General features: G+C 52.1%; 35 protein-coding genes and 1 tRNA gene. 33 read left to right on the top strand and 3 right to left on the bottom strand.

Annotated features, from left to right (window positions below; all coding sequences use genetic code 11):
* The first annotated feature begins 66 nt into the window (after window positions 1–66).
* Window positions 67–3,270: a VWA domain-containing protein gene (locus ACYUBO_RS09785; protein ID WP_460373967.1), complete on the top strand. Its 3,204-nt coding sequence runs from the start codon at window positions 67–69 to the stop codon at window positions 3,268–3,270.
* A gap of 25 nt (window positions 3,271–3,295) precedes the next feature.
* Here the strand turns inward: ACYUBO_RS09785 and ACYUBO_RS09780 are convergent.
* A tRNA-Arg gene (locus ACYUBO_RS09780) sits at window positions 3,296–3,367 on the bottom strand.
* A 157-nt stretch (window positions 3,368–3,524) separates the two neighbouring features.
* Between ACYUBO_RS09780 and ACYUBO_RS09775 the strand changes: the two genes are divergently transcribed.
* Together ACYUBO_RS09775 and ACYUBO_RS09770 are read left to right on the top strand one after the other, a co-directional pair.
* Window positions 3,525–3,965 carry a dCTP deaminase gene (locus ACYUBO_RS09775; protein WP_460373965.1) on the top strand — a complete coding sequence of 147 codons (441 nt, stop codon included), beginning with the start codon at window positions 3,525–3,527 and terminating at the stop codon, window positions 3,963–3,965.
* Window positions 3,952–4,911 carry a DUF128 domain-containing protein gene (locus ACYUBO_RS09770; protein ID WP_460373964.1) on the top strand — a complete coding sequence of 320 codons (960 nt, stop codon included), beginning with the start codon at window positions 3,952–3,954 and terminating at the stop codon, window positions 4,909–4,911. Before ACYUBO_RS09775 ends, ACYUBO_RS09770 begins: the two co-directional genes overlap by 14 nt.
* 49 nt (window positions 4,912–4,960) lie before the next feature.
* On the opposite strand, the gene ACYUBO_RS09765 is transcribed toward ACYUBO_RS09770, so the two are convergent.
* Window positions 4,961–7,045: a tubulin/FtsZ family protein gene (locus tag ACYUBO_RS09765; protein WP_460373962.1), complete on the bottom strand. Its 2,085-nt coding sequence runs from the start codon at window positions 7,043–7,045 to the stop codon at window positions 4,961–4,963.
* Between the two features lie 237 nt (window positions 7,046–7,282).
* Here ACYUBO_RS09765 and ACYUBO_RS09760 point away from each other — a divergent pair, with 237 nt between their 5' ends.
* Entirely contained in the window at window positions 7,283–8,269 is a 987-nt protein-coding gene (locus tag ACYUBO_RS09760; RefSeq protein ID WP_300334264.1) for a 5,10-methylenetetrahydromethanopterin reductase, read from the top strand.
* Between the two features lie 80 nt (window positions 8,270–8,349).
* Window positions 8,350–9,282 (top strand): galactose-1-phosphate uridylyltransferase, encoded by a 933-nt coding sequence (locus tag ACYUBO_RS09755; RefSeq protein WP_460373959.1) that lies wholly within the window; start codon window positions 8,350–8,352, stop codon window positions 9,280–9,282.
* A 107-nt stretch (window positions 9,283–9,389) separates the two neighbouring features.
* Here the strand turns inward: ACYUBO_RS09755 and ACYUBO_RS09750 are convergent, their stop codons facing one another.
* Window positions 9,390–10,232 (bottom strand): F420-dependent methylenetetrahydromethanopterin dehydrogenase, encoded by an 843-nt coding sequence (locus ACYUBO_RS09750; RefSeq protein ID WP_460373957.1) that lies wholly within the window; start codon window positions 10,230–10,232, stop codon window positions 9,390–9,392.
* Between the two features lie 146 nt (window positions 10,233–10,378).
* On the opposite strand from ACYUBO_RS09750, the gene ACYUBO_RS09745 reads away from it, so the two are divergent.
* From ACYUBO_RS09745 to cmk, 28 genes are all read left to right on the top strand, one after another.
* Complete coding sequence (locus ACYUBO_RS09745) at window positions 10,379–10,783, top strand: Tfx family DNA-binding protein (protein ID WP_300328403.1); 405 nt, start codon at window positions 10,379–10,381, stop codon at window positions 10,781–10,783.
* A 530-nt stretch (window positions 10,784–11,313) separates the two neighbouring features.
* Window positions 11,314–12,327 carry a 50S ribosomal protein L3 gene (locus ACYUBO_RS09740; RefSeq protein ID WP_300328406.1) on the top strand — a complete coding sequence of 338 codons (1,014 nt, stop codon included), beginning with the start codon at window positions 11,314–11,316 and terminating at the stop codon, window positions 12,325–12,327.
* A gap of 7 nt (window positions 12,328–12,334) precedes the next feature.
* Entirely contained in the window at window positions 12,335–13,084 is a 750-nt protein-coding gene (gene rpl4p / locus ACYUBO_RS09735; protein ID WP_300328409.1) for a 50S ribosomal protein L4, read from the top strand.
* Between the two features lies 1 nt (window position 13,085).
* Window positions 13,086–13,334 (top strand): 50S ribosomal protein L23, encoded by a 249-nt coding sequence (locus ACYUBO_RS09730; protein WP_300328412.1) that lies wholly within the window; start codon window positions 13,086–13,088, stop codon window positions 13,332–13,334.
* Between the two features lie 10 nt (window positions 13,335–13,344).
* Entirely contained in the window at window positions 13,345–14,058 is a 714-nt protein-coding gene (locus ACYUBO_RS09725; protein WP_300328415.1) for a 50S ribosomal protein L2, read from the top strand.
* A 6-nt stretch (window positions 14,059–14,064) separates the two neighbouring features.
* Complete coding sequence (locus ACYUBO_RS09720; RefSeq protein WP_300328418.1) at window positions 14,065–14,478, top strand: 30S ribosomal protein S19; 414 nt, start codon at window positions 14,065–14,067, stop codon at window positions 14,476–14,478.
* Window positions 14,479–14,483: 5 nt separating this feature from the next.
* Window positions 14,484–14,951, top strand: coding sequence for a 50S ribosomal protein L22 (locus ACYUBO_RS09715; RefSeq protein WP_300328422.1), 468 nt, complete (start codon window positions 14,484–14,486; stop codon window positions 14,949–14,951).
* The gene (locus ACYUBO_RS09710) at window positions 14,951–15,667 is read left to right on the top strand and encodes a 30S ribosomal protein S3 (protein WP_460373952.1); all 717 of its coding nucleotides are present in this window, start codon (window positions 14,951–14,953) and stop codon (window positions 15,665–15,667) included. The genes ACYUBO_RS09715 and ACYUBO_RS09710 overlap by 1 nt, the downstream gene beginning before the upstream one ends.
* Window positions 15,667–15,870: a 50S ribosomal protein L29 gene (gene rpmC, locus ACYUBO_RS09705; RefSeq protein ID WP_300328429.1), complete on the top strand. Its 204-nt coding sequence runs from the start codon at window positions 15,667–15,669 to the stop codon at window positions 15,868–15,870. Before ACYUBO_RS09710 ends, rpmC begins: the two co-directional genes overlap by 1 nt.
* Entirely contained in the window at window positions 15,867–16,142 is a 276-nt protein-coding gene (locus ACYUBO_RS09700; protein WP_460373949.1) for a ribonuclease P protein component 1, read from the top strand. Before rpmC ends, ACYUBO_RS09700 begins: the two co-directional genes overlap by 4 nt.
* 9 nt (window positions 16,143–16,151) lie before the next feature.
* Window positions 16,152–16,478: a 30S ribosomal protein S17 gene (locus tag ACYUBO_RS09695; protein WP_300328438.1), complete on the top strand. Its 327-nt coding sequence runs from the start codon at window positions 16,152–16,154 to the stop codon at window positions 16,476–16,478.
* On the top strand, window positions 16,475–16,873 hold the full coding sequence (locus ACYUBO_RS09690; protein WP_300328442.1) for a 50S ribosomal protein L14: 399 nt from the start codon (window positions 16,475–16,477) through the stop codon (window positions 16,871–16,873). The genes ACYUBO_RS09695 and ACYUBO_RS09690 overlap by 4 nt, the downstream gene beginning before the upstream one ends.
* Window positions 16,874–16,881: 8 nt before the next feature.
* A complete protein-coding gene (gene rplX / locus ACYUBO_RS09685) occupies window positions 16,882–17,247 on the top strand; it encodes a 50S ribosomal protein L24 (protein WP_300328445.1) in 366 nt (121 codons plus the stop codon).
* Window positions 17,247–17,975: a 30S ribosomal protein S4e gene (locus ACYUBO_RS09680; protein ID WP_460373946.1), complete on the top strand. Its 729-nt coding sequence runs from the start codon at window positions 17,247–17,249 to the stop codon at window positions 17,973–17,975. The genes rplX and ACYUBO_RS09680 overlap by 1 nt, the downstream gene beginning before the upstream one ends.
* Complete coding sequence (locus ACYUBO_RS09675) at window positions 17,972–18,484, top strand: 50S ribosomal protein L5 (RefSeq protein ID WP_300328448.1); 513 nt, start codon at window positions 17,972–17,974, stop codon at window positions 18,482–18,484. The genes ACYUBO_RS09680 and ACYUBO_RS09675 overlap by 4 nt, the downstream gene beginning before the upstream one ends.
* On the top strand, window positions 18,484–18,648 hold the full coding sequence (locus ACYUBO_RS09670) for a 30S ribosomal protein S14 (protein ID WP_460373944.1): 165 nt from the start codon (window positions 18,484–18,486) through the stop codon (window positions 18,646–18,648). Before ACYUBO_RS09675 ends, ACYUBO_RS09670 begins: the two co-directional genes overlap by 1 nt.
* An 11-nt stretch (window positions 18,649–18,659) precedes the next feature.
* Entirely contained in the window at window positions 18,660–19,052 is a 393-nt protein-coding gene (locus ACYUBO_RS09665; RefSeq protein ID WP_300328454.1) for a 30S ribosomal protein S8, read from the top strand.
* 12 nt (window positions 19,053–19,064) lie between these two features.
* Window positions 19,065–19,589 carry a 50S ribosomal protein L6 gene (locus tag ACYUBO_RS09660; RefSeq protein WP_300328456.1) on the top strand — a complete coding sequence of 175 codons (525 nt, stop codon included), beginning with the start codon at window positions 19,065–19,067 and terminating at the stop codon, window positions 19,587–19,589.
* Window positions 19,590–19,594: 5 nt separating this feature from the next.
* Window positions 19,595–20,032 (top strand): 50S ribosomal protein L32e, encoded by a 438-nt coding sequence (locus tag ACYUBO_RS09655; protein WP_460373942.1) that lies wholly within the window; start codon window positions 19,595–19,597, stop codon window positions 20,030–20,032.
* Window positions 20,025–20,477, top strand: a complete 453-nt coding sequence (locus tag ACYUBO_RS09650; protein WP_460373940.1) for a 50S ribosomal protein L19e — start codon at window positions 20,025–20,027, stop codon at window positions 20,475–20,477. Before ACYUBO_RS09655 ends, ACYUBO_RS09650 begins: the two co-directional genes overlap by 8 nt.
* Before the next feature lies 1 nt (window position 20,478).
* Entirely contained in the window at window positions 20,479–21,006 is a 528-nt protein-coding gene (locus ACYUBO_RS09645) for a 50S ribosomal protein L18 (protein WP_300328465.1), read from the top strand.
* Between the two features lies 1 nt (window position 21,007).
* Window positions 21,008–21,628: a 30S ribosomal protein S5 gene (locus ACYUBO_RS09640; RefSeq protein ID WP_460373938.1), complete on the top strand. Its 621-nt coding sequence runs from the start codon at window positions 21,008–21,010 to the stop codon at window positions 21,626–21,628.
* Window positions 21,628–22,089, top strand: coding sequence for a 50S ribosomal protein L30 (locus ACYUBO_RS09635; protein WP_300328472.1), 462 nt, complete (start codon window positions 21,628–21,630; stop codon window positions 22,087–22,089). Before ACYUBO_RS09640 ends, ACYUBO_RS09635 begins: the two co-directional genes overlap by 1 nt.
* A gap of 7 nt (window positions 22,090–22,096) precedes the next feature.
* Complete coding sequence (locus ACYUBO_RS09630; RefSeq protein ID WP_460373936.1) at window positions 22,097–22,519, top strand: uL15m family ribosomal protein; 423 nt, start codon at window positions 22,097–22,099, stop codon at window positions 22,517–22,519.
* 17 nt (window positions 22,520–22,536) lie between these two features.
* On the top strand, window positions 22,537–23,970 hold the full coding sequence (gene secY / locus ACYUBO_RS09625; protein WP_460373934.1) for a preprotein translocase subunit SecY: 1,434 nt from the start codon (window positions 22,537–22,539) through the stop codon (window positions 23,968–23,970).
* Between the two features lie 8 nt (window positions 23,971–23,978).
* A complete protein-coding gene (locus ACYUBO_RS09620; RefSeq protein ID WP_460373931.1) occupies window positions 23,979–24,551 on the top strand; it encodes an adenylate kinase in 573 nt (190 codons plus the stop codon).
* Between the two features lie 12 nt (window positions 24,552–24,563).
* The gene (locus ACYUBO_RS09615) at window positions 24,564–25,193 is read left to right on the top strand and encodes a DUF106 domain-containing protein (protein WP_460373930.1); all 630 of its coding nucleotides are present in this window, start codon (window positions 24,564–24,566) and stop codon (window positions 25,191–25,193) included.
* Window positions 25,193–25,723, top strand: coding sequence for a (d)CMP kinase (gene cmk / locus ACYUBO_RS09610; protein ID WP_460373928.1), 531 nt, complete (start codon window positions 25,193–25,195; stop codon window positions 25,721–25,723). Before ACYUBO_RS09615 ends, cmk begins: the two co-directional genes overlap by 1 nt.
* Window positions 25,724–25,763: the final 40 nt, after the last annotated feature.

Raw genomic sequence — 25,763 nt, 5'->3', positions numbered from 1 at the left:
TAATTTAATTATATCCTCTCTTTTATATCGCGAGCAGTTAAATAGGAGAATGGATGAATCTATGCTATGAACTCACCATCCCGGCTGCTCATTCTTCTTCTCATCATCGCAGCAGCCGGAGCAGCACCGGCAGCAGCCCTTCTTCCTGATGAAATCGTCATCACAACCGATACGGAATGGCTGGTGGCGGGATCATCCACACCTGCAACACTCACGGCAGTGGTCTATAACCAGAGTGTCCCGCTCCCCGGTGTTCTGCTCACCTTCTCACTCCTTGATCCAGATACCGGATCTCTCACAAACCCCTCTCCCACAACTGATGGTGCGGGGGTGGGCACAGTCTCCTTTTTCCCCGGTACAACAAGCGGAAATGTCACCATCAGGGTCGAAGCCTTGTATGCGTCAGGGGATGAGATGGAAGCAATCGAAGCTCAGCTCATCCAGCCTGTCGATCATGGTGAACCTGTGGCAATCGATTATACCTCCTATCCACAGGAGGCGACTGTCGGCGCAACAGTGCCGATCTCTCTTCTGCTCATAGATGCCTTTGGAAACTCCGTTGATAACCGGAGGGAAACGGCTCTCTCTCTTTCTCCGGAGTATGTGACGATGACGGTCACATCGCCCGGAGGGAATGCAGTTTTCCTGGGTGCAGGTGAAAACGGTGCAACTGTCTCTGTCCCGGTAGATGCAGAGGGATTTGTGAATACAAGTCTCGGGCTCGAAACAGAACCTGTTGATCATGTCATCCTGATCGATCCATCTCCTCCGCAAATCCCGTCCCGATGGATAACAATCACCGCAATTGCTGATGGGATCCCACACTCTGTCCATCGTGATCCCTCTGCATCCCCCCTGTATGCTCCGGCAGATGGGGCATCAAAGATCGATCTCTTCTATACATTCTATGATGAGTACGGAAATCGTGCAGGGAACAGGAATATTCAGTTCACCGCAACCACCGGCACCGGAACAACCACTGCATTGTATTCCACAAGCAGTGCCGGGGAGATCCGGATCAGCTATGGTCCGGTCATCACCGTCGGGGAGGTGACGATCACCTGCACTGCCGTTGATAACGAGACAGTCCATGATACTGTAGCCCTGCAGTTCTACCATACCGAACCGGTGGCGATGCTGCTGACCGCAAACCCTCAGGTGATTCCAAGTGCGGATCTGGACTCAGGGATCACCGCAGATATCCGGGCAAAGGTGATCGATGCACGGGGAAACCCGGTGCCCGGCGAGACGGTCAGCTTCTCTATCCAGTCGGTTGATTGCGGCGACTACATCACAACAAGTGATGCATCACTGGATGGAACAGAAGCTGTCACAAATGATGATGGCCTTGCTATTGTAACGTTCTCCCCATCAGGATTCACAACCGATCCGGATCACCCCGGTTATAGTAAGAACGCAACCGGCACCGCTGTCATAGCAGCTGTCTGGGAAGGTGAGGAGAAGACGGTCTCTGTAACCTGGAAGAACTATCCCTTCCTGAGCATCAGCACGATGGTCGAACCGGAGACGGTCGCAGTGAACGAGACGATCACCGTGACGGTGACGATCATTGGGGACGGGTGGGCGCTCCAGCCGGATCCCGTCGATGTGGTGCTTGTTATCGACACATCAGGCAGTATGGCGGGAACGGATGTATCGCCAAACCGGATGACAGCTGCAAGAAATGCAGCGAAAGAATTCGTCGCGCAGATGGATCTCGAATCCGGACGGGATAGGGTGGCAGTGGCATCCTTCTCCTCCGCTGTCACCATCCACCAGCCGCTCACTGATGATCCGGCCACAGTCAACGCCGCAATCGATGGCCTGACGGCAAGCGGCGCAACGATTATGCGGGGGGGATATTATGAGGGCATCAGGCACCTGAAAGAGGATGGAAGGCTAAGAGCAGTCAAAGCGGTGATCCTGATGGGTGATGGAGACTGGAACCTCCATGGCTCTCCGCTCGCAATTGGAATTGGTTTTCCTGATACCGATCTGGAAAAAACTGTCTATGATCGGAGTTATGAGACCACATATGGAATTGCACGTTCGGCATATCCATGGAGTGGCTCTGTGTATTCATTCAGCCCTGGTGAATGTCAGGTGCGAACAACACGCTATGGGACAACCCTCTACTCTGAGGGGTATGAATGGTACAGCGATCTCCCTGATCCAAAAGGAACATTGGGTGCAGAATACTGGTGGTACCGTCGGTATCCAGTCAACGACTGGCGGCAGGGCTCCGTCTCTCTTGACGGGCAGCATACCAACCAGAATATGTCAGTTTATGCGATGAGCGGCACCCCGGACGAACAGGTGCGGGTGTATACTATCGGATTTGCTGCGGACCTCGCCCCGAGGGTGGTGCAGGATGTCACCATCCTCTCGGAAGCAACCGGCGGCAGCTATGTCTGGGCAGGCAATGAAGAGGATCTGACATCAGTCTATACGCAGATTGCCGGTGAACTGATTACAGAAGCCGGGGTAAACACCACGCTTCATCTCTCCCATGACAATATCGTCATTAACATGACCGTATATCAGGGAGGCGATCTCTTCGAGTATGTGCCAGAGACAACAGTATCACACTACAATACGAAAGGAGGGGAGATCGTATGGGTTGAAGGCTATCCGCAGGAGATCGATCAGACCAATGACTGGCTCGGAATCACCCCGCCGGCAGAGAATTCCCCTGCATACACACTCTCCTTTGATATCGGCACCATCTATCTCCATGATCTCTGGAAAGCGGAATATCAGCTCCGCCTCATCAAAGATGGAACCTTCGAACTCTTCGGTCCTGCCGCATCGGTCATGTTCGAAGGAGACACTCTCACCCTCCCGACAACCCTCATCAGCGTGATACCGCCGATAGCAGTCATCGGGCTGGATCGCCATGAACTTAAGGTGGAAAGACTCATGTCAACCGCGCCCGGTCCGGTAACCGATATCCTCCCCATTGCATGGGATCTCACCTATGGAGGGAGTGACAGGGTAACACAACTGGTCAGGTATACGGTCGTCGATCCAATGGTATACGATAGATTCCTGATGATGGGTCCCTACGATTGGACGGTGGCAGGCATAATCTATTCTGATACCGGCCCCCTGGTATCCCAAAACCAACAGTACTCAATCGATGTGTCCGGGCTCTCAGGTATTTGTCTTGTGAAGGTACATGCATCGGCATCGGGATCCCCTGACAGCACCACTGAGATGATGGTGGAGATAGGTCAGGATCCCGATCAGGCATATATCCGAATTGAATGATCTTCCAAAATCAATGAAAAATGAACGGATCCACCGGGAATCGAACCCGGGTCCTTGGGTTCGAAGCCCAAGAGGATATCCTCTACCCCATAGATCCAGATTACCATATAGTATATGCCGAAATCCTATTTCAATGCAGAGGGGCATCCACCCCCATCTTCACCCGGGAGTGCCACAAACCTCCCTTGGAGTGCTCTCGTGCCTCATCATTCATTCCCCACTCTTTTTCATCTCTTCCGCCGATATGATATCATATGGTGTTATCAGCGGGAGTGATCCGAAAGAGGCTTGGTGATGACAGCAGAGACGGCGATCTGGTAATTCGTCCCTTTGAAGACGCCTGCCTCCAGCCCGCCTCCTATGATCTCAGGGTGGCAGAAGAAGTGAATCTCATCCGGGGTCAGTGTACGCTCGTTCCAACCCTCGAATGGGTTGAACTGCCTTCAGATCTCGCCGCAACCCTCAGAGGCCGTTCTTCCTATGGAAGGCGGGGTCTCCTCCTCGGCGCAGGGTATGTCGACCCCGGATTCCGGGGGCAGCTCACCCTCTGCTGCACAAACATGGGTGGAGAGGATATTCTTGTACCCCAAAGCACCCGTATCGTCCAGATGATCTTCCATGAAATCAGTGGCGGGGATGAACTCTATTCGGGCCGCTATCAGGACAGCAGGGGTATCGTGCATGCGCGAGACTGATCCCGGAACGGAACGCAAATGCCTTGAGATTCTCAGGATCCTCAGGGATTCACGGGATCCAATGGGTGCAAAACACCTCTCCGAGCGGATGGCCGAACAGGGTTTTATCCTCTCCGATCGGGCAGTCCAGTACTATCTCCATCATCTCGATGAACTCGGATTTACCCGGAAGATAGGGAACCGGGGGCGTGTCCTGACCAACCTCGGGATTGCCGAGAGCGAGAGCGCACTTGTCGGGGATCGGATCGGTTTTGTCATCTCACGACTGGAGAGGCTTGCCTTCAGGAGCACTCTTGATCCGACAACATGCACCGGCGATGTCGCCTATAACCTCTCCTATGTGAGGAATGAGGATATTGATTCTGTGCGTTCAGCATTTGATGAGGCAATCTCTGCGGATATCGGTTTCTTTGGGACCTATGCCGAGACAACAAATGATCCACGGGTTCCAAAAGGCCATACCGGTTTCATGACCGTCTGCAGCATCACGATGGATGGCATCTTCCAGCATAACGGCATCCCTGTCAGGATGGCATATGGGGGATGTCTCAACCACAAACAGCGAATTCCTCTGGGTTTCAACCACCTCATCGGATATAAGGGCACGACGATCGACCCGCTTCAGCTCTTCCTGTATGCGGAGATGGTCTCAATAGGCAACCTAATCCGGACCGGAGACGGGGTTGCCCTTGCCAATATCAGGAATATTCCGATAACGGCAATGGAGAAGGCTGACGAGATCATGGAGTCACTCAGGCAGAACGGCTTCCATCTCCCGGTTGCAGCAGGTTCAGGGATTCTGAATGTCCCAAAAGATCCCTACCAGTCATCCATTGTCATCTACAGCGGGATGAACCTGATCGGCAGGGCATATGAATCCGGAATCAGAATGAAGACAGAGATTGGTGCAGGCACAATCCCGATATCCCGGATCCTCTCAGAATAAACTGGTGCTGACCTTGCGAACAGGAGCACCCACTTCTTATCTTCCTCTTCTATATCCAGGTGATCCCGTCATCATCGTCATCGGATTGTTGTTCTGTTGACGAACTCCCACCTATGGCCACAAACCTGGAGCGGCTCTTCACCTCATCACGCGGACGGGGCAGACTCCTGTTGACACGGCCGCCTGAGACCTCATCTTTAGGTGCAGGCTGTTTTCCAACCTGGATCGATCCCGTTCGACCGATGTATGCCGAATCATCGGGCCTCGCGGTGTTGCTGAAACCAATACGCCCGCGTCCGATCAGCGCATCATCATTTGGCCGGGATGCGGCTCTCCTGACGGTGATCTCTCCTCCTTCAAACGCGGTATCGCTTGGACGGGAGAAGTGGGATTTCAGGGCGATTGCCTTTGCCTCAAACGAATCGTCCCGTGCACGGACGTTGGATGGGAGAGAGAAGGCACCCTGTGCGGGATCAACTTCATAGCGCCCTTTTTCTGCCGGGGCATCCTTCATCCGGATGGCACCGGCATCCATCGACCGGTCATTCGGCTTCACCGGTCCCCCTATCATCGTCTGGCGCGAGATATCGGCCACTTCTTTCGACTGCCTTCCCGGGAGGGCGAGTTTCTTCTCGACCTTTCCCTCCCCGCGTCCCGGAAGGATCACCTCCTCATTCCCATTCACCAGACCTTCCCCGGAGATAATCTCCCATCCACCCGGTCTCTGTTCTTCTGCTGCAAAGGCTATCCCGGTTTGATCGTCTCTGCCCATTGGGATTTCGTCATTTGCGATAAACTGTACCTCGTCCTCTTCATCATCCCAGATATCGTCTTTCTGGAGAAGGGCTGCACGTTCAGCCCGTTCCCGTGCTGCCCGTTCCATCTCTTCTTTCTCCCGCATATACTGCTCCTGCTCTAACCTGAGGGCTTCCTCGCGCATCCTCTCCTCTCTCTCTTCCTCGCGGCAGGTATCCCGTATCTCTTTCAACTCATGGATCCGCGGGATATTTTTGATACCTGCAAGGACGATGATCACACCGACATATTTTGTACTCAGAACCGGGTAGTCACCGGCACGCATCTCAAGGCCGCTGATACTCCTGTCAATCCACTTCCTGACATTCTGAAAGCCTTTCATCGAGAGCTCTTCAGATGGTCCTGCGATCAGTATGAGTGCCTTATCCGCACTGGTAAGATCGCAGGGAACTGATATCTCCTGGTAGATCGCCCGCTTTGCAAGCTCAACAACCCGTGATGCCCTGAGATGACCCTCTTCAAAATCTGAATAGTCTCTCTTCAGTCTGTTCAGGAGTGAAAATTTCTGTTTTGGGATCATCTCGGTTGCGTACCCGATGGCAACCATGCCCATGCCCGAGATGGTATTGATCACTTCGCCTGCATCCAGAACCACCTCTGCAACCGGACGTCCGCCTTCGACAAACTCTCCGGCACGGAGCAGTAACCCGAACCGGCGGGCAATACGCTCATTCAGAAGATCGTTTCGTTCGCGTGGATTCAGTGGAGTCCTGCTGAGATGTTCGTCATCAATCATCTCATATCCATCTGATGTCTCATTCCCCGCATGATCCTCTCCTCCGGCTTCGTTTGTCCGTTCAAGCCTGAGGAGTTCGGTTGCAATCTTCCGGAACCAGGTTTCATTGTCAAAGATGATACACCCGTCAACAACACGCTCAATCGCCTCGATCTGGTCTGCTGCGCGAGCAGAGATCCGTTTCCCCTCATCCCGCATGGGGAGTGTCAGTATACTGACAACCGGTTCATAAAACGAGTCCCTGATCTTCCCGACCAGCAGGGGGATGGCACCGGCATGCCTTCCGCCAAGTCCTGAGCAGATGATGACTGCATCAATCTCAACGGTACTGCACTGCTGGATATGCTGGATCATCTCCGCAACATCAAGGATCTCCCCATCAATTTGATCTGTGTTATTATCAAGCATAGGAAGAACAATCCGTTGTGTATGGGGGATGTAGTTCAGTTCTTTTATGCTTGAGAGATCGGTATCTATTGCAACAGCCAGCACACTGCTGGTTCCACTCCTCCTGTCGTGATCATAGAGAATATCGGTGATCCGTGATCCGGCTCCACCAAGTCCGATGATAAGTGCTTTCATATCTGATTATTCCATTAATGCATGGAGCAGCGGGGTGCCGGCGTCCATGGTACTGGTATTCTCATATTATCCCGAAGACATAAAGCCTTTCACTCCGGGTTCTTGAGATCTTTATCTCGTAAACCTACTTTTCCGACCATTTTGCACAGGGATTTTCCTTCTGTGGGAGCAGTATCAGGGGTAAATGATAATGATTATAAGTGTGTGTGTGAAACAACTCACTGAGGTGAATTTACCTTGAGCTATGGAATTGAATTCGTCCCCGGAAACCTCTCTGTCAAACAGGTAGTAAATTACTGCAAACTTGCAGAGACGAAAGATATTGACTATGCCTGGATTACCAACCACTACAACAACAGACACTGCTACCCGATCCTCGGAGCAATTGCAGCTGCCACAACCGAACTGAAGGTTGGTCCCGGTATCATGAACGCCTTCACCGACACTCCAGCGGCGATGGCATCATTCATATGCACCTTAAACGAGATCTCAGACGGACGCGCAATTTTGGGTATCGGTCCTGGTGACCTGTCAACACTCCCAAAACTCGCAATCGACCCTGCAAAGCCGGTTGCTCGCCTGAACGAAGCCGTCACTCAGATCAAAGCCCTTTGCTCCGGCGAAGAAGTGAAGAAGACCGGTCTTGAGTTCTTCGACTATGATGGTGCAAAACTCACCGGTGTCCAGCTTCCCGGCAAAAAGGGCATTCCGATCTACATCGGTGCACAGGGTCCGAAGGTCCTTGAACTTGCAGGCACAATCGGAGATGGTGCACTTATCAACGCATCAAACCCCAAGGACTTCGAAGTTGCTATCCCGATCATCAAAGCCGCCAACGAAAAAGTCGGCAAGAAGGGATTCGATATCGGTGCATACACCGCGATGTCCATCGACATGAGCGAGAAGAAGGCGCGCAATGCAGCAAAGATCGTTGCCGCATTCATCGCCGCAGGATCGCCACCCGCACTCCTTGAGCGCCACGGTCTTGACCTGAACAATGTCGCAAAGATCAAGGAAGCCCTCTCAAGATTCGACTTCAAGACGGTCGGCGGGCTCGTCGGCGATGGTGAGATTGACGCATTCACCATTGCAGGCACACCTGACATTGTCAAACAGAAGTGTGAGGACTTAACGAAATCCGGTGTCACCCAGATCATCTTCGGCTCCCCACTCGGACCCGACATGGTCAACTCGATCCGGCTCCTCGGCAAGTACGTCGTATAATCTTCCTGATACAGGAATATTCATACCTCTCTCACAATTTTTTCAAAACCTTTTTAGCTTCTTTTGATCACCCTTTTAACGTGTCGTTCTTCTCCACAACAGAGATCCGTGTCCCTGGCTCTGTGATCAGTTACAGGACGGAATTCGCAACAGGCATCTCCTCAAGGATCAGCCCTTTCCGTGGAACACGAGGGATCAACGCCGGTGCCATTCCCCCTTCACATCAGGATAACGACCCGGAATGTCCTTTCTGCCGGGAACAGATCTTTACTGCGACATCGGGTTTTTCAGATGGCACCTGGATTGAATCCGGTGAGAGTGTGACATTTCCAAACCTCTACCCCTTCGCCGATCGCCATACCGTGACAGTGATCACAGAAGCACATATGGTCGAATCATTCTCAGCCCGCCAGCTCTCCGATGCAATCATCGGATCAGCCAAATCACTCATGGATCACCCCGGGTACCCATCGATCCACTGGAACTTCCTACCATCTGCTGGTGCGAGCATACTCCACCCTCATATGCAGGGAATGGCTGACAACCGGCCGGTCAGTCTCTGTGCAGACTATCTTCTGGCATCGGCACAGACTGCATCCGGAAATTACTGGGAATATATCCGTGATGAGGAGGCTGGTGGTTCCCGCCATCTGTTTGGTGAAGAGATCTTCTGGTACGCAAACCCGGTTCCAATAGGGGAGTGTGAGATCAGGGGAATACTGCCGATCAGGACTCTTGAAGATATCTTTACCATGACTGATACTCTTGGGAGGGATATCAGGCGGATCATCGATCTCTACAAGTCTTTTGGTCTGTATGCATTCAATATGGGTATATTCTTCCAGAAAAACGGTCATTTTGCCCATGATGGGATGTGCGCGTTCTGTACCATGATTGCAAGGATCAATCCAAATCCAAAATCCATCAGTGACTCAGCCTTTATGGAGCGGATCTGCCGGGAACCGGTTGTTATGACCCTGCCTGAGGATATCCGTAAAAATATCTCTCTTTAATCCGGGCAATTTCGATATGCTGGATACCAGATGATTGCTGCCATGTCAGATTATGGTGTAGAAGCAACGCTCTGGATAGTGCGTCAGTGAAAAAAAAGAGAGTGGGTTTATTCTGGCTTGCTGATCAGCTTTGTCTTGGTGACGATGACGCCGTCTTTCTTGTGGGGGCTTCTGATGATGCAGTCTGCTCCCTTCTCAAGCTCACGTGCCTCGTCACAGAGGACAGCTGCCTGGCGCATCATTTCGTGTGCTGAACAGACGATTGGAATGTACTTCTCCCATTCCTTGGTCATGAAACAGCCCTTCACATTGACGCCTGCAACAGACTGTGCAATCTCATATGCTGCACGTGCCTTTGCCATTGCATAGGGGTTCACAAATGCTCCCTCAACTGCCTTGTCGGAGGTCATGACAACCTTCGGAAGGACGAGGTCTGCACCCTTCTTGCCTGCCTTCACCTGGTCGATGACCTTGTCGAGCTCCACCTGGAGTTTGGTGAATGCGCCGGTGAGTGCAAGAACCTTCACGAGGTTGCCGTTGTAGTCAGCCATCTCGACGGGGTCAAGGAATTCACGGCGGGCACCGATCATTGCGTCGGCCTTCATGATGATGTAGCCGAAGCTGCTTGCCTTCAGTGCATCGAACTGCTCTTTCTTGGTGGTGATGTCATCGGTGATGACGACAACGGGGATGCCTGCCTTTGCAAGCTCCTCACGTGCACCGGTTGGTCCGGGAAGAACACCGTTTGGTGAGACGACGACACAGAAGTCAGGTCCCCATGCCTTCATGTTGGTGACGACACGGTCGATATCTTCGGGCTGAAGTTTGGTACCGGAGGTTGCCATGAAGGTCTGCATGTCTTCACGGTCTGCACGCTCATCGAGGAGCAGCTCGGCCATGACACCGGAGGCGATATTGCCAAGTTTTGCTATGCCTACTTTTACTACCATAGAATTACACCTCTCAAAAAATTTGAGAACACTTCCTTTTTTGATAAAAAGGCATATAAACATTTTGAAACTGCTTTTAATGAATCACCTGTGAGAAAGTCGGTTAAGGTAAAATGTTTAAACTTGTGGTGCAATATAGTACATTAATGAAAGACGGCCTCCTCACCGAGCGGCAGAAAGAAGTACTCAGGTACAGAAAACAGGGAATGACCCAGCAGCAGATCGCAGATCTGATCAATACTTCAAAAGCAAATGTCTGTACAATAGAGAAGTCGGCAACAGAGAATATCAGGCGTGCACGGGAGACACTTGATTTTGTGAACACGCTTGATGCACAGGAACTCTGCACCATAACAGCAGAAGAAGATCTGCTTGAAGCGATCAATACTATCTATGAAGAGGCAGAGAGGTGTGGCATCAAAGTCCGGTACGACACGGTCACTCTTATTAACCGGGTGAAAGATGCAAATCCCAATAAGATACATGCCCGGTATATTCAGGATACGATACAGGTGTACATCAACGATAAAGGAGACCTCTTCTTTGAATGAGCCTGGTCGGTTCATTCCCCGTTCTTCATTATCTTTATAATCTCTTCCTGTCAATAGTATAGGGAGCCGGATCAGGCTGTCACAGAATGGACCGGGTACTATCACCGGATTCATCTGCGCGAAGAGATCATTCATCCTGCTGTCTTGATGGCAGGTTGATGAATGTTGCGAATAATTCGCAACGAGACGACCATAAGCAGGTCTGATTACACGCGCCGGGCCAACGCATCGTCGAGCCCATTTCCCGATCATCCGGGAAGCGCGGTATGGGTCAGGAACTCTTAGAGAGAAAAAATAACCTGATAATACGAGCAGAACAACTCCGTTCTGAGGAGAAATTGAGATCTCCGGAAGGAATATTCCGTAGATGGCATTTTTCATCCATGCTCAATCGTCAGGTGCCAGATCTCTTCCCATACTGTTCCTACCAACGTATCCCGCTCATCTGTCCCCATTGGGGTGATAGAGCGGTGCAGGATGGACTTTTCAGATAAAGTCCAGATAGATAGACTTGAAGGATTGAAGAATACATGCCGAAAACTCACAGGCCACGCTCAGGTTCACTTGCATTCAGCCCAAGGAAACGAGCAAAGAGTGAAGTTCCAAAGTACAAATCCTGGCCAGAATATTCCGGTTCACCGGTATTACAGGGATTTGCAGGGTATAAGGTTGGCATGACCCATGTCATCATGGTTGACGACCACAAGAGCAGCCCAAGCGAGGGGAAGGATATCATGACCCCTGTTACGGTTGTTGAGGTTCCGTCAATGAAGGTTGCCGCCATCCGCGCGTACCGCAAAGATACCTATGGGAAACACCCCATGACCGAAGTCTGGGCAGACTCACTGAGCGAAACCCTCGCAGGCAGGATCACGATGCCGAAGAACCACGATCGCGAGGGAACACTCAACGCGATCAATGAAGCGGTTTCTGCCGATTCAGTCGTTGAGATTATGCTTCTGATGCACACCACCCCCGAGATCATCTCCGGTGTTCCGAAGAAGGTTCCGGATCTGATGGAGATCCGTGTTGCAGGTGGTTCAATGGCAGAGCGTCTTGCCTATGCACAATCCCTCCTTGGAACTGAAGTTGATTTTGCTTCAGTTCTGAATGAGGGAGCATATGCCGACATTACTGCCATCACGACTGGCAAAGGGACACAGGGAGCTGTGAAACGCTGGGGTATCAGCCTCAGGAAGCGGAAACATTCCCGTGGCAAGAAGGAACGCCATATCGGTACCCTTGGTCCATGGACGCCCCACCATGTCCGCTGGCAGGTGCCAAACGTCGGTCAGATGGGATACCAGCAGAGGACAGAATATAACAAGCGGATCATCAAGATCGGCCAGGAAACAGAAGAGATCAACCCCGAGGGCGGATTCCTTCACTATGGGCTTGTCAGGAACAACTATGTCCTGATTAAAGGCTCAATCCCTGGTCCGGTAAAGCGGATCATCAGGTTCCGGCCTGCAATCCGTCTGGGTGAACACCAGGTACGGGTTCCGGTTGTCGAATATGTCAGCCAGAAGAGTAAGCAGGGGTGAATGAGAGATGAAAGCAGCAGTAAAAACACTAGATGGCTCGCCCCTGAAGGAGATTGACCTTCCGGATACTTTCAGCACACCTTACCGTCCCGATATCATCAAGCGGGCAGTTCTGGCACTTCAGAGCACCCGGTACCAGCCACATGGCACCGATCCCTTTGCAGGAATGAGGACCTCTGCGGTAAGCTGGGGCTCAGGCAGGGGTGAATCGCAGATCCCGCGTATCAAAAACGGCTCACGTGCAGCGAAAGTTCCACAGACCCGTGGCGGCAGGGCATGCCACCCACCGGTTACCGCGAAACACCTGGTCGAGAAGATCAATAAGAAAGAGAAGGTAATCGCCATCCGTTCAGCCATAGCAGCAACGGCAAATCCCGACCTTGTCAGGGCACGCGGACACCTCTTTGAGCAGGATGTTATCTCGGTCGTTGATGACTCTTTTGAGAAGATCGAGCGCACAGCCGAAGTCATCGCTGTCCTTGAATCACTTGGCCTGATGGGCGATGTGATCAGATCAAAGCTCAGCAGAAACAGAAAGCCGGGCCGTGGCAACCTTCGTGGAAGGGGAATGAAACAGAGGAAGAGCCTCTTAATCGTCACTTCAGAGACTCCCCTCCGTGCAGCAGCCAACCTTCCCGGTGTTGACTCGGTATCTGTTCATGAACTCAATGCCGAACTCCTCGCTCCGGGTACCCATGCAGGACGCCTCACCGTCTGGACTGAATCGGCACTGAAGCAGCTATCGGAGGTGAACTGAGATGGTTCTGAATCATCCTTCTGTTACGGAAAAGGCAATGGCGATCCTCGAAAACGAGAACAAACTCGTCTTCATCGTCAGAAAAGAGGCCAACAAGGAGATGATCTCTCGTGACATCGAGAAGACATTTGGAAAGGCCGTCACCGAGGTCCGGACCCTGATGACGAATAAAGGAACCAAGAAGGCCATTGTGAGCTTTGAAGATGACAGAGCCGCAGAAGAAATCCTGAGCCGTCTTGGAATCGTGTAGGTGATTTGAGATGGGACATAGAATCAGCAGTCAGGCGCGTGGTAAGGGAGGCCCTTCGTACCGCGCCCCATCACACAAGTACAAATCAGATCTCAAGCATCCCGGCACCGGCGATAAGACGGTTCGTGGAACGATCATCGATATCGAACACGATCCGGCACGCCATGCACCAATTGCCCGTGTTGCCCTTGAAGATGGTGAGAAGACGTATCTTCTTGTCACCGAAGGCATGGGAGTTGACGATGTCATTGAGATTGGATCCGATGCAGCAGTAAGAAACGGAAACACCCTCCTTCTCCGGGATATCCCGACAGGAGCTGCGGTCTGCAACGTCGAAGCACGTCCAAATGACGGCGGCAAGTTCGTCCGCTCAAGCGGTGTTCAGGCACAGGTCATCGGAAAATCCGAAGATCGGGTTGGCATCCGGATGCCAAGCGGGGCAATCAAATGGTTCAACAGCCACTGCCGTGCTACCATCGGCATTGTTGCAGGTGGCGGCAGAAGTGAGAAGCCCTATGTGAAGGCCGGAAAAGTCTTCCACAAAGTAAAATCACAGGCAACCCGGTGGCCACGTGTCCGTGGTGTTGCAATGAACGTCATCGACCACCCATTTGGTGGCGGTGGGCACCAGCATCCCGGAAGGCCAAAGACCGTATCGCGTGGCACACCGCCAGGGCGGAAGGTCGGACATGTTGCCGCACGGAGAACCGGATACAAGAGGTGATCGGATATGGCAAAGAAACAAGTTAAGCGAATGCCGAGACGGCGTGAGGAGTTTACCTATCATGGGTATACAATTCCAGCCCTCCAGGAGATGTCGATCAATGATCTCATTCCGATCATGCCATGCCGCGCCCGAAGGAAGATGCAGCGTGGACTGACCCGGGATGAAGAGAACCTCCTTGAGAAGATCCGTTCCGGCGATGAGAAGATCAGAACGCACAGCCGTGCGATGGTCATTCTCCCGGAAATGGTTGGAAAGACGATCGAGATTTACACTGGAAAAGAGTTTCAGCGGGTCGAAATCCCGGTTGAGGGTGTCTTCCATTATCTTGGAGAGTTTGCCCAGACCCGGCGGAAGATCTCACACGGAAGTGCCGGTATCGGTGCAACCCGGTCGAGTAAGTACGTTCCCCTGAAGTGATCTCTATGGCACGAACAGATTATATCATGAAGCTCGAAGGCGAGAACATCGCACGAGCCAAAGCAAACGAGCTGAACTGCTCCCCAAAACACGCCATTGAGATTGCGAACTTCATCAGGCACAAGGATGTTGATTCAGCACTTGAGTACCTGCATCAGGTTGTCGCGAAGAAGAAAGCGATCCCCTTCAGGCGGTTTAAGCATAATGTTGCTCACCAGAAGAGCCTCACAGGCGTTGTATGTCAGGGCCGTTTCCCGGTGAAGGCATCACACGAGTACATCCGCCTCCTTGAATCGGTGAAGAAGAATGCAGAATATGCCGGGCTTTCAACAGAAAACCTCGAGATCGTCCATGCCGCAGCAAACAGGGGCCGATCCATGAAAGCTATCTTCCCCCGTGCAATGGGGCGTGCGACTCCGAAAGCCCGTGAAACCGTCACTATCGAAGTGATTGTGAGGGAGGTTGAGGAATAATGTCAGGAGAAAAGAAGTTCATCTCAGAAGGCGTCCGGAAGGTCCGTGTTGAAGCGTTCTTACGGAAAGAGCTGAAGAGAGCAGGGTACGGAGGCATGGATATCTTCAGGACTCCAATCGGAACCCAGGTTGCAATCTTTGCCGAGAAACCCGGTATTGTTATCGGGAAAGGTGGCAAGCTTGTCCGTCAGATCACCTCTGATCTCCAGACAATCTATGGCATTGAGTCTCCACAGGTGGAGGTTCAACAGGTCGAAAACCCCAACCTGAATGCGCAGATTCTCGCAGAAAGGCTCGCAAATGCTCTTGAACGCGGCTGGTACTTCAGGAAGGCCGGAACAAGCGTTATCCGCCGTGTGATGGAATCCGGTGCCCTTGGGTGTGAAGTGATCATCGCAGGAAAACTGACCGGATCACGTTCCCGTGTGCAGAAGTTTGTTGAAGGATACATCAAACACTCCGGCGAGCCTGCAATCAGCATCGTCGAGACCGGATATGCAGTGGCGATCAAAAAACTCGGCACCATCGGTGTCCAGGTGAAACTCATTCCACCAGGTGCACGTATTCCTGACCACTTTGAAATTGTTCCGCCCGCAGCTCCACCAGAGCCGCAGGAGATTATTGTTGAGGATGTCGGCGATATTGGTGACGATATCGATCGCGAACTCGAGTCAGTCTCCTCACCAGAAGACGTATATGAGAGGGAGGATCTCTGATGGCAATCTTCCGCGCTCGTGAAGTGGCAGAGTTTTCGGATGTCGAACTGATCGAACAGGAGAGCAAACTCAGAACCGAACTCATTCAGCAGTACGGTAAGGTCAGTGCTGGCGGTGCCCCGGATAACCCGGGCCAGATCCGCGAACTCCGAAGAACCATCGCCCGGATAAAAACCGAGCAGAATAAGAGAAGAAGTGTATGATCACGCCAGAAAACGTTCTTCGTCACGAGTTCATCGGACGGAACGTTCTGGTTGTGCATGCGACAAACCCTGCCCAGGAGGGAATATCGGGTATGATCGTCGATGAGACGAAGAGCATGATTTCAATCCTGACACCCGTCGGATTAAAGCATGTTCCGAAGAAACATACTATATTCCGGGTTACCCTCCCGGACAGGGTGCAGGTGGAACTCTCCGGGTCGACGATTATCGGCCGGCCCGAGAAGCGGATCACCATGCGCATCAGAAAATGAGGGTTGTTAATGGCACGAAACATTGGGTTGAATGTTGCACTCCCAACACAGGAATGCAACGAAGATGATTGCCCGTTTCATGGCACTTTGCCGGTGCGCGGCCAGGTGATTACCGGCAAAGTCGTGAGCGAGAAGATGAAAGGGACTGTTGTGGTCGAGCGCGAATACCTGCACTTCATCAGGAAGTACGATCGGTATGAGAAGCGCTCTTCCAAGCTCCATGCCCATATCGCCCCCTGCCTTCATGTGAAGGTTGGAGACGAGGTGAAGGTAGCGGAGTGCAGGCCTCTGAACAAGACGACGCATTTCGTCGTTGTTGAGGTGAAATCAGCATGAGGGCGCTAGGATCGAAAATCCCGCGCGCACTCCAGACCGGGTCGCGTATGGTCTGTGCTGATAACACCGGTGCGCGTGTTGTCGAGGTTATCTCGGTTGACGGATACCATGGTGTGCGAAGGCGTCAGCCCAAACTCGGGCTTGGCGATATTGCAACCGTCTCTGTCAAGAAAGGGACTCCCGACATGCGCAAAAAACTCGTCAAAGCAGTTGTAGTACGGCAGAAGAAAGAATTTAGAAGGCCAAGCGGCCTCCGTGTCTCATTCGAGGAGAACGCAATGGTTCTCATCAATGAAAATGGCGATCCCCGTGGTACCGAGATTAAAGGCCCGGTTGCACGTGAAGTTGCCGCACGGTTCCCAAAGATCGCGTCTATGGCGACGATCATCATCTGAGGTGCTTTATGGTGCGAATAGCAAGCAGTCAGCCAAGAAAACAGCGGAAGATCCGGTACAATGCACCGATTCACCTCCGTGGTTCGCTTCTCCATGCGATGCTCTCACCTGAGCTTCGTGAAAAGCATGGCCGCCGTCACTTCAGGGTTGTAACCGGAGATACCGTAAAGGTGCTCCGTGGTGAGCATGCCGGAAAAACCGGTGTTGTCGATGGAATCGATTTGAAGCGTTTAGCGATACAGGTTCATGGCGTTACCGTGAAGAAAGCGGATGGCACTGAAGTTGCCCGCCCGCTCGATCCCTCAAAGGTAATGATCACAAAACTTAACCTGAAGGATCCAAAGCGCACGGAACGTCTCGGGGTGAAGGAATAATGGCACATATGAAGCGTATAGTTGCTCCGGGTTCCTGGAGTATCGAAAGAAAAGTCAGTACCTATTCCCCGGCAACCGCTCCCGGACCTCACAATGCAGGTGCGCTCCCGATTGCCGTCTGGATGCGGGATCACATGAACCTTGCCAGAAACATGAAGGAGGTCAAACAGATCCTTCATGACCGTCAGGTTGTGGTGAATGGCAGGATCTGTACAGATCCACATATTGGAATCGGAGTCTTTGATATCATCTCGTTCCCGCGCATCGGGAAGCATTACATCATGCTCCTTGACAAGCGTGGACGATTTGCAGCATCCGAGGTTGATGCAGAGGCAGCAAAGATCCGTATCTCAAAGATCAGAAACAAGACAACCCTTCCCGGAGGAAAAGTTCAGTTAAACCTCCTCTTCGGAGCAAATCTTGTTGCTGACAACTCCTACCGGCCGAAGGATTCGATCATTCTGAAACTCGGCATCGATTCCGATTCCCGCTTTGAGATCACCGATCACTTCCCCTATGCAGTCGGAAATGTTGCAATGGTCGTTGGCGGCCAGCATTCCGGCAGGGTAGCCAGGATTCGTGAAGTGATCCCGGTGCAGGGAAGTGTCCCAAACCGTGTCAGCCTTGAGGAACTCTCAACTGGTGAGGTATTCGAGACGATCGAGCCGTATATCTTTATGGTCGGGCGCGAGGAGCCATCACTTGGTATTTGGGGGATTACCGTATGACCGGGATGCAGGAGCTCTATGTCGATAAGATCGTTGTCCATATGAGTGTCGGTGAAGGCGGAGACAAGCTGATGAAGGCAGAGGCGCTCATGAAGGAGATCTGCGGCGGCGCAACATCCGTCCGGACCATCGCAAAGCGTACCGTCCCTGCCTTTGGCCTTCGGAAAGGACAGTCAATGGGGTGCAAACTCACCCTGAGAGGAGATAAGGCTGAAGCGTTCCTGAAAACCTCGCTTGATATCATTGGAAATAAGATCGATGCGACCCGGTTCGATCAGAATGGAAACTTCGGTTTTGGGATCGAAGAACACACAGATTACCCGGGCCAGTCCTATGATCCGCAGATCGGTATCTATGGTATGGATATCAATGTCGTCATCGAGAAGAAAGGCGTCAGGATTGCGCGGCGGGCTGCACAGAAGATGAAGCTTCCGACAAAACAGCATGTGAAGAAAGATGAAGCCATGTCGTTTATGAAGGAACGTTTCAATGTCGAGGTGGTAGAATAATGGCGGATAAGACAAAGGCTCCTCAGAAGAAAATCAGCTACGGGAGCAACAAATGCCAGATGTGCGGACGTAAGCAGGGTCTTGTGCGAAGATACAATATCATGTTCTGCCGCCAGTGCTTCCGCGAGTGGGCTCCGACGATGGGCTTTAAGAAGATGAACTAGGTGGCCGGAGAATGACACAACAGAATATTATTGCCGATGCGATGAGCGCCATCAAGAATGCAGGCGATGCAGGCAGGCTTGAGGTAACGGTTGAACCCGCCTCCAGGCTCTTTGGTGCGATGCTCGGTATCATGCAGGAGAACGGATACATCGCCGGCTTTGAATACATTGATGATGGCCGTGGAGGCCGTTTCTCAATCCAGCTGACAGGCCGGATCAATAAGTGCGGCGCAATCTCGCCCCGCTTTGCAGTAAAGACGGAAGACATGGAATCGTGGGAGACACGGTACCTGCCTGCCAAAGGCTTTGGCCTCCTGATGCTGACCACCTCACAGGGTGTTCTGTCTCATGAACAGGCGAGAAAAGCCGGAATTGGCGGCCAGCTGATCGGGTATGTTTACTGAGGTGCACTGAAGATGGTACACACAGAAAATATTCAGATCCCCGACTCGGTTCAGGTCTCTGTTGATGGCGATATGATCGTCGTCAAAGGTCCAAAGGGTGAGCTTCAGCGATCCTTCTACTATCCAAACATCTCCGTCTCCATTGAAGACGGAGCCGTTACGATCAGCACGCCATCCAACCGGAAGACGGTATATGCGATGGTCGGGACATTTGCTTCCCACATCCGCAATATGTGCACCGGTGTAACTGAAGGGTATGAGTTCTCAATGAAGGTTGTCTACAGCCACTTCCCGATCCAGCTCAAACTCCACCCGGGAATCCTTGAGATAGGAAATTTCCTTGGTGAAAAAATGGCACGGAACGCAAAGATTCATGAAGGCGTCACCGTGAAGCTGGGTTCAGACGAAGTCTTCGTGACGGGCATTGACAAGGAGAAGGTGGGTAACACCGCAGCCAACATCGAGAAGGCAACAAAGATCAGGAAACGTGATCCGCGTGTCTTCCAGGATGGCATATACAGAGTGGAGAAGGCGTGATCCAGATGGTTGCTATTAAGAGGCTGATTCGCGATCGCCATGCAAAACGGGGAAATTTCAGACGCCAGTGCCTGTCACAGAAAGCCAAGCTTGACGATGTCTGGCGCAGACCCCGCGGTGGTCAGAGCAAACAGCGAAAACAGAAGAAAGCAAAGGGCATAATCCCGGCCCCGGGATTTGCAGGTCCGGTTGCTGTCCGTGGCTTCCACCCCTGTGGAATGAAGGAAGCTCTCGTTATGACAGTTGCCACACTTGAGTCTCTTGACGCGGAAACCACTGCAATCCGGATTGGTGGAACTGTTGGGATGAAGAAGCGGATGGAGATTCAGGAGAAAGCACTCGCTGGCGGGTTCAAAGTCTTAAACCCGAAAGTAATTGCAGCAGAGGAGCCTGAGGTCGAGGACGAACAGGTCTCTGATGATGAGGTGACAGACGATGAGTGATCTGGCATCACAGAGGCGGATTGCAGCCGCAATTCTCAAATGTGGTGAGAACCGTGTCTGGTTCAATCCCGATCAGATCGATGAGATAACCAATGCGGTCTCCCGTGAGGATATCAGGAATCTCATTGGTGACGGTGCAATCACAGCCCACCAGAAGAAGGGTGTCAGCCGTGGACGAGCACGCCTCCGTACCATCAAGCGCGCCTATGGCCACTGCAAAGGGCATGGCCGCAGGAGAGGTGCACAGGGTGCCCGGACTCCATCAAAGCGGGTCTGGATCCAGAAGATCCGTGCCCAGCGCACGATGCTCCGCGAGATGCGTGACAATGGCACAATTGACCGCTCGGTATACCGGAAATTCTACAGGCGTGCAGCAGGTGGACAATTCAGGAATGTATCACACCTGAAACAGAACATTGAGCTGCACAAGGAGAAGGTGAACTGATATGGCGACAAGTGCGCGATATTTCGTCCCGTTCAGGAGACGAAAGGAAGGAAGAACCGATTACTATCAGCGGATGCGTCTTATCATCTCAAGAAGGCCACGGTTCGTTGTCAGGAAGACATCCCGCCAGATCATCGTTCAGCTTGTTGTTGCTGAGATGACCGGAGACCGGACACTTGTATCGGCAACCAGCGGCGAACTCTCAAAGTTCGGATATACCGGATACACCGGCAATACCCCGGCTGCATACCTCACAGGAATGCTCTGTGCGGTTCGTGCCCAGAAAGCAGGGTATGAGGGAGGTATCCTTGATATTGGTTTGAATCGTGCAACAAAAGGTGCACGGGTCTTTGCTGCTCTGAAGGGAGCGGTTGAGGCCGGATTTGACATCCCACACGGTGAAGAGATCCTCCCGGATGAAGACCGTGTCAAGGGTGTTACAATCGCTGAATATGCCCCCGATCGGGCAGGCAATCTTGTTGCAAATGTGGAAGAAGTGGCAGATGCCATTATGAAGGAGCTTGAGTGACATGGCATTTGAACGTGAGGAATGGATCCCTGTCACCGGCCTTGGTACAGCAGTAGCTGCAGGCGAGTATGCATCTCTTGAAGATGTGCTCAACAGTGGCCGCCCGATCAAGGAGGCAGGTATCGTTGACGCATTCATCCCTGATCTCAGTGATGAAGTGCTCTCCATCGATATGATGCAGAGGATGACTGACTCTGGCAGGCGGATTAAGTTCCGTGCAGTTGTTGTCGTCGGAAACCGTGACGGCTACATCGGCTTTGGCCAGGGTAAGGATGTCCAGGTCGGTACCGCCATCCGTAAGGCGATTGTTTCAGCAAAACTGAACATCATCAAAGTACGGCGTGGCTGTGGAAGCTGGGAATGTGGATGCAGCAATCCGCACTCGATACCCATGCAGGTGGAAGGAAAGGCAGGGAGTGTCCGTGTCACCCTGAAGCCCGCACCACAGGGCATCGGCCTTGTGACCGGTGAGATTGGAAAGAAGGTGCTTGATCTTGCAGGCATGAAGGATGTATGGGTGATGACGAAAGGAAACACCCGGACAACCCTCAACTATGCAAAGGCAACCTTTGAGGCATTGAAAGAGACGAATATGATTCGTATCGGGGGAGGTCGGCACTAATGTACGCAGTCGTGCAGGTGCGCGGCGTCGTCAATACCCGCCACGAGATCAAAGAGACGCTGAAGATGCTTCGTCTCCATCATATCAACCATTGTGTCCTCATCCCTGAGACTCCCGAGTACCTCGGGATGATCCGGAAAGTGAAGGACTTTGTCGCCTACGGAGAGGTTGATGCCGAGACGCTTGAGACAATTCTCAGGACACGCGGCCGCCTCCTTGGCAACAAGCCTCTCACCGATGAGTACCTGAAGAGTGCATCAGAGTATGGAAGTGTCAGCGAACTCGCAGAAGACCTTGCAGAAGGTAAAGTGAAGCTGAAGGATATCCCCGAACTCAAACCGGTGCTTAGAATGCACCCCCCGAGAAAGGGATATAAGACCATCAAGCGGACCTTTAACCAGGGTGGAGCGCTTGGCTATTATGGCAGGGAGATTAACGCTCTCCTGTATAAGATGAGGTGAATTCGCGATGCCAGTCAATAAGCGATCAAAATATCGTGGTTCGAGAACCTGTGGCGGTGGAACGCATAAGAACCGCCGTGGAGCAGGAAACAGGGGTGGCCGTGGTGCAGCAGGATGGCGTGACCATAACTTCACCCGTTTCCACCTTCTTGGCAAGCGTGAAGGAAAACATGGTTTCAACTCACCAACATCAGTCGAGGTTTCTGTCCTTGACATCGGTGAGATCGATCAGATGATTCCCATGCTGGTTGTGCAGGGCATTGCCCGCGAGGAGAATGGATGCGTCACCCTTGATGCAGCCAATCTCGGCATTGAGAAGATCCTTGGAGGAGGCCGGGTTCATCATAAGATGAATATTACGGCTTTGGAATTCTCTGAGCGTGCGAAGGCAAAGATCGAAGAGCTCGGTGGCCAGGCATTGGCCATTTAATTTTTTTTTGGTGACCTATGGGAGAACTGCTGGATCGAATGGAGCCTCTGCTGGCAAGGATGCCTGCGGTGAGGGCACCGGAAGGGCATGTCCATTTTAAAAATAAGTTAATCTGGACACTTGCTATTCTGCTTCTGTATTTTGTTCTGACAAACATTCCTGTCTTTGGACTTGCACCCGATTCTGTGGATATTTTCCAGTTCTATCGTGCACTTCTTGCAGGTGAGAGCGGATCTATTCTTCATGTGGGTATTGGTCCGATTGTGACGGCATCTATTGTCCTTCAGCTTCTGAAAGGCGCAGATTTGATCCCCCTCGATACGTCAGATGCCCGTGGGCAGGTTATGTACATGGGGCTCCAGAAGCTTCTCATCCTTGTGATGATCGTCCTGCAGGCAGCACCCAACCTTGTTGGTGGTTTCCTCCAGCCCGATCCAGCAGTTGCAGCAGCATTTTTTGGAGGCAGTTTATCGGCAGTTTCATTCCTGATCTTCCTGCAGATCTGCCTTGGCGGTGTTCTGATCTTCTTTATGGATGAGGTTGTGACGAAATGGGGTATCGGATCAGGTGTTGGTCTCTTCATCGTTGCAAGTGTATCTCAGGGTATTATTAACGGGTTCTTTAACTGGACTCCTGTGACGGATCCCTACCCGGTAGGTTTCTTCCCGCGTCTCTTTGCGATCATATTTGAAGGAGGGAATTTCCTTCAGTACTTTACACCCGATATCATCGCACTGCTCACAACGGTGATCATCTTCCTGGTGATCGTCTATGTTGAGTCAACCCGGATTGAGATCCCCCTTGCCCATGCAAATGTCAGGGGTTCGAGAGCAAAATTCCCTGTCAAGCTCATTTACGCTAGTGTGCTCCCGATGATCCTTGTCCGTGTCCTTCAGGCGAATGTCCAGATGTTTGGGATGTTCCTCTCAAGCATGGGGATTACGATATTCGGGCGCTTTGACGGGACACAGCCAGTTGATGGCATCATGTACTTCCTTGCACCGATCAACAGTCCCCAGGACTGGATGTGGTGGATGAGCGATCTCGGCCATGCGCCATGGGAAGTTATAGTACGCCTTGGCATAGATGTAACAATCATGGTTGTCGGCGGTGCAATCTTTGCCCTCTTCTGGGTGAAGACGGCAGGGCTTGACTCAAGCCATGTTGCACGGCAGATCCAGAACAGTGGTATGCATATCCCCGGATACCGCCGTAATCCCCAGGTGCTTGAACGGTACCTTGACCGGTACATTCCGCGTGTGACGGTCATCGGCGGTGTCTTTGTCGGTGTCCTTTCGGTTGCCGCAAACCTCTTCGGTGTCATCGGTGCCGTTGGAGGAACCGGTCTTCTGCTTGCGGTGAGTATCGTCTATCGTATGTACGAGCAGATTGCAAGCGAACAGATCATGGAGATGTATCCGTTCATGAGGCCGTTCTTTGGAAAGGAGTGAAAAAGATCATGGCAGGAAAGAAGATTATCATCACCGGGGTTCCCGGTGTCGGGAAGACAACAGTCATTAATCAGGCAATGGAGGCCCTCGCAGCAGAAGGGATCTCCTACCAGAATATTAATTTTGGTTCCTTTATGTTCGAGGTCGCGCAGTCCGAGGGGCTCGCAGAAGATCGCGACCAGATGCGCAAACTCGATCGGACTGTTCAGAAACGCCTTCAGAAACTTGCAGCTGAGAAGATGGCAGCAATTGATGGGAATGTTATCATTGATACCCATGCATCCGTGAAAACCCCGGCAGGATACCTTGCCGGCCTTCCCGAATGGGTGCTCACCGCGCTCATGCCCGATACAATCGTGCTTGTTGAGACAGATGATGATCAGATCCTTCTCCGCCGGCTCTCTGATGCATCACGTGTCAGGGATATGGAAGGTGCCGGTTCAATCCGCGAGCATCAGCAGATGAACCGGTCATTTGCCACTGCATATGCAATGCTCACCGGATGCACGGTTGCGATCATCACAAATGCTGATCATCTTCTTGAGCAGGGTGTCAAGGCCCTTGTTGCAGTGCTGAAATAGTGGAAGTGAACGATGCTGAACCTGATGAAGAAGTACGGAACCTATATTGCCTTCATACTGGCCTTTGGCCTGATGATGGCATATGCAGTGGAGTGGATACGGGATGGTATAGCAGAGGCGATCGATACGATACTCGGACCTCTCACCGATACCTTTGGTCTGCCGTTCTTTGCGGTTCTCCTCTTCCTCTCCTCGGCAACCGGACTGTACTCTTCACTTATTCAGAAGTACACCATCGACTATGAGAAGATGCAGGAAGTACAGGCAAAGATGAAGGAGTTCCAGATGAAGTTCCGTGAAGCCCAGCTTGCAGGTGATGAAAAAGCAATCAAGAAGCTCGAGGCAAAACGCGATGCCATGATGAAGGATCAGCTTGAGATGTCCCAGCAGCAGTTCAAGCCGATGGCATATATCATTCTCATCACGGTTCCCATCTTCTTCTGGCTCCTCTACCGGCTTCACGGGATGGATCTGAGTGCTGCACTTTCGATGGATACTGCTATCGTCTTCCCGTTCATGGGGATCACCAGCTTAAATGAGATGGCTGTCTGGATTCTCCCTGCATGGATTCTCTGGTACATGATCTGTTCGCTCACGGTCAGCCAGGTGATCAGGAAAGCCCTCAATATCGGGGGCATCTGATGAGAATCACCATCAGCGGCCTTCCTGGTAGTGGAACAACCTCTCTTGGAAAAGCACTTGCAAGGGATCTTGGTTTCACCTTCATCTCTGCGGGCGAAGTATTTCGTGCCTGTGCAGAAGAGCGGAATATGGATCTCGCGGAATTTGGGCGTCTTGCAGAGAGCGATCCAACAATTGACCGGCTTATCGATGAACGGCAGAAAGAGATCGGGATGAGATCAGATGATATCATCATTGAAGGGCGTCTTGCAGGCAGAATGGTGGAGAATGCCGATCTCAGGATCTGGCTGACGGCCAGCCCGGAGTGCCGTTCGAAGAGGATCGCCGCACGTGATATCCAGGATGGAGATACTGCAACAGCGGTGACAATCGAGCGTGAACGATCTGAAGCACAGCGGTACCATAGCTACTATGGGATCGATATCGGGGATCTCTCCTGTTATGATATGGTGCTCAGTTCAGAGCGGTTCGGACGCGAATCTGTTGTTATCATCGTCAAAACCGCAATCAACGATCTTTTAAACCACTGATTGTTCTCTCTCTTCATCAGACAATACCTTTTTTACCTTA

The sequence above is a fragment of the Methanocalculus sp. MC3 genome (assembly GCF_054767395.1).
The sequence above is the reverse complement of the archived record's forward strand: the minus strand, read 5'-3'. Positions and strand labels throughout refer to the sequence as shown.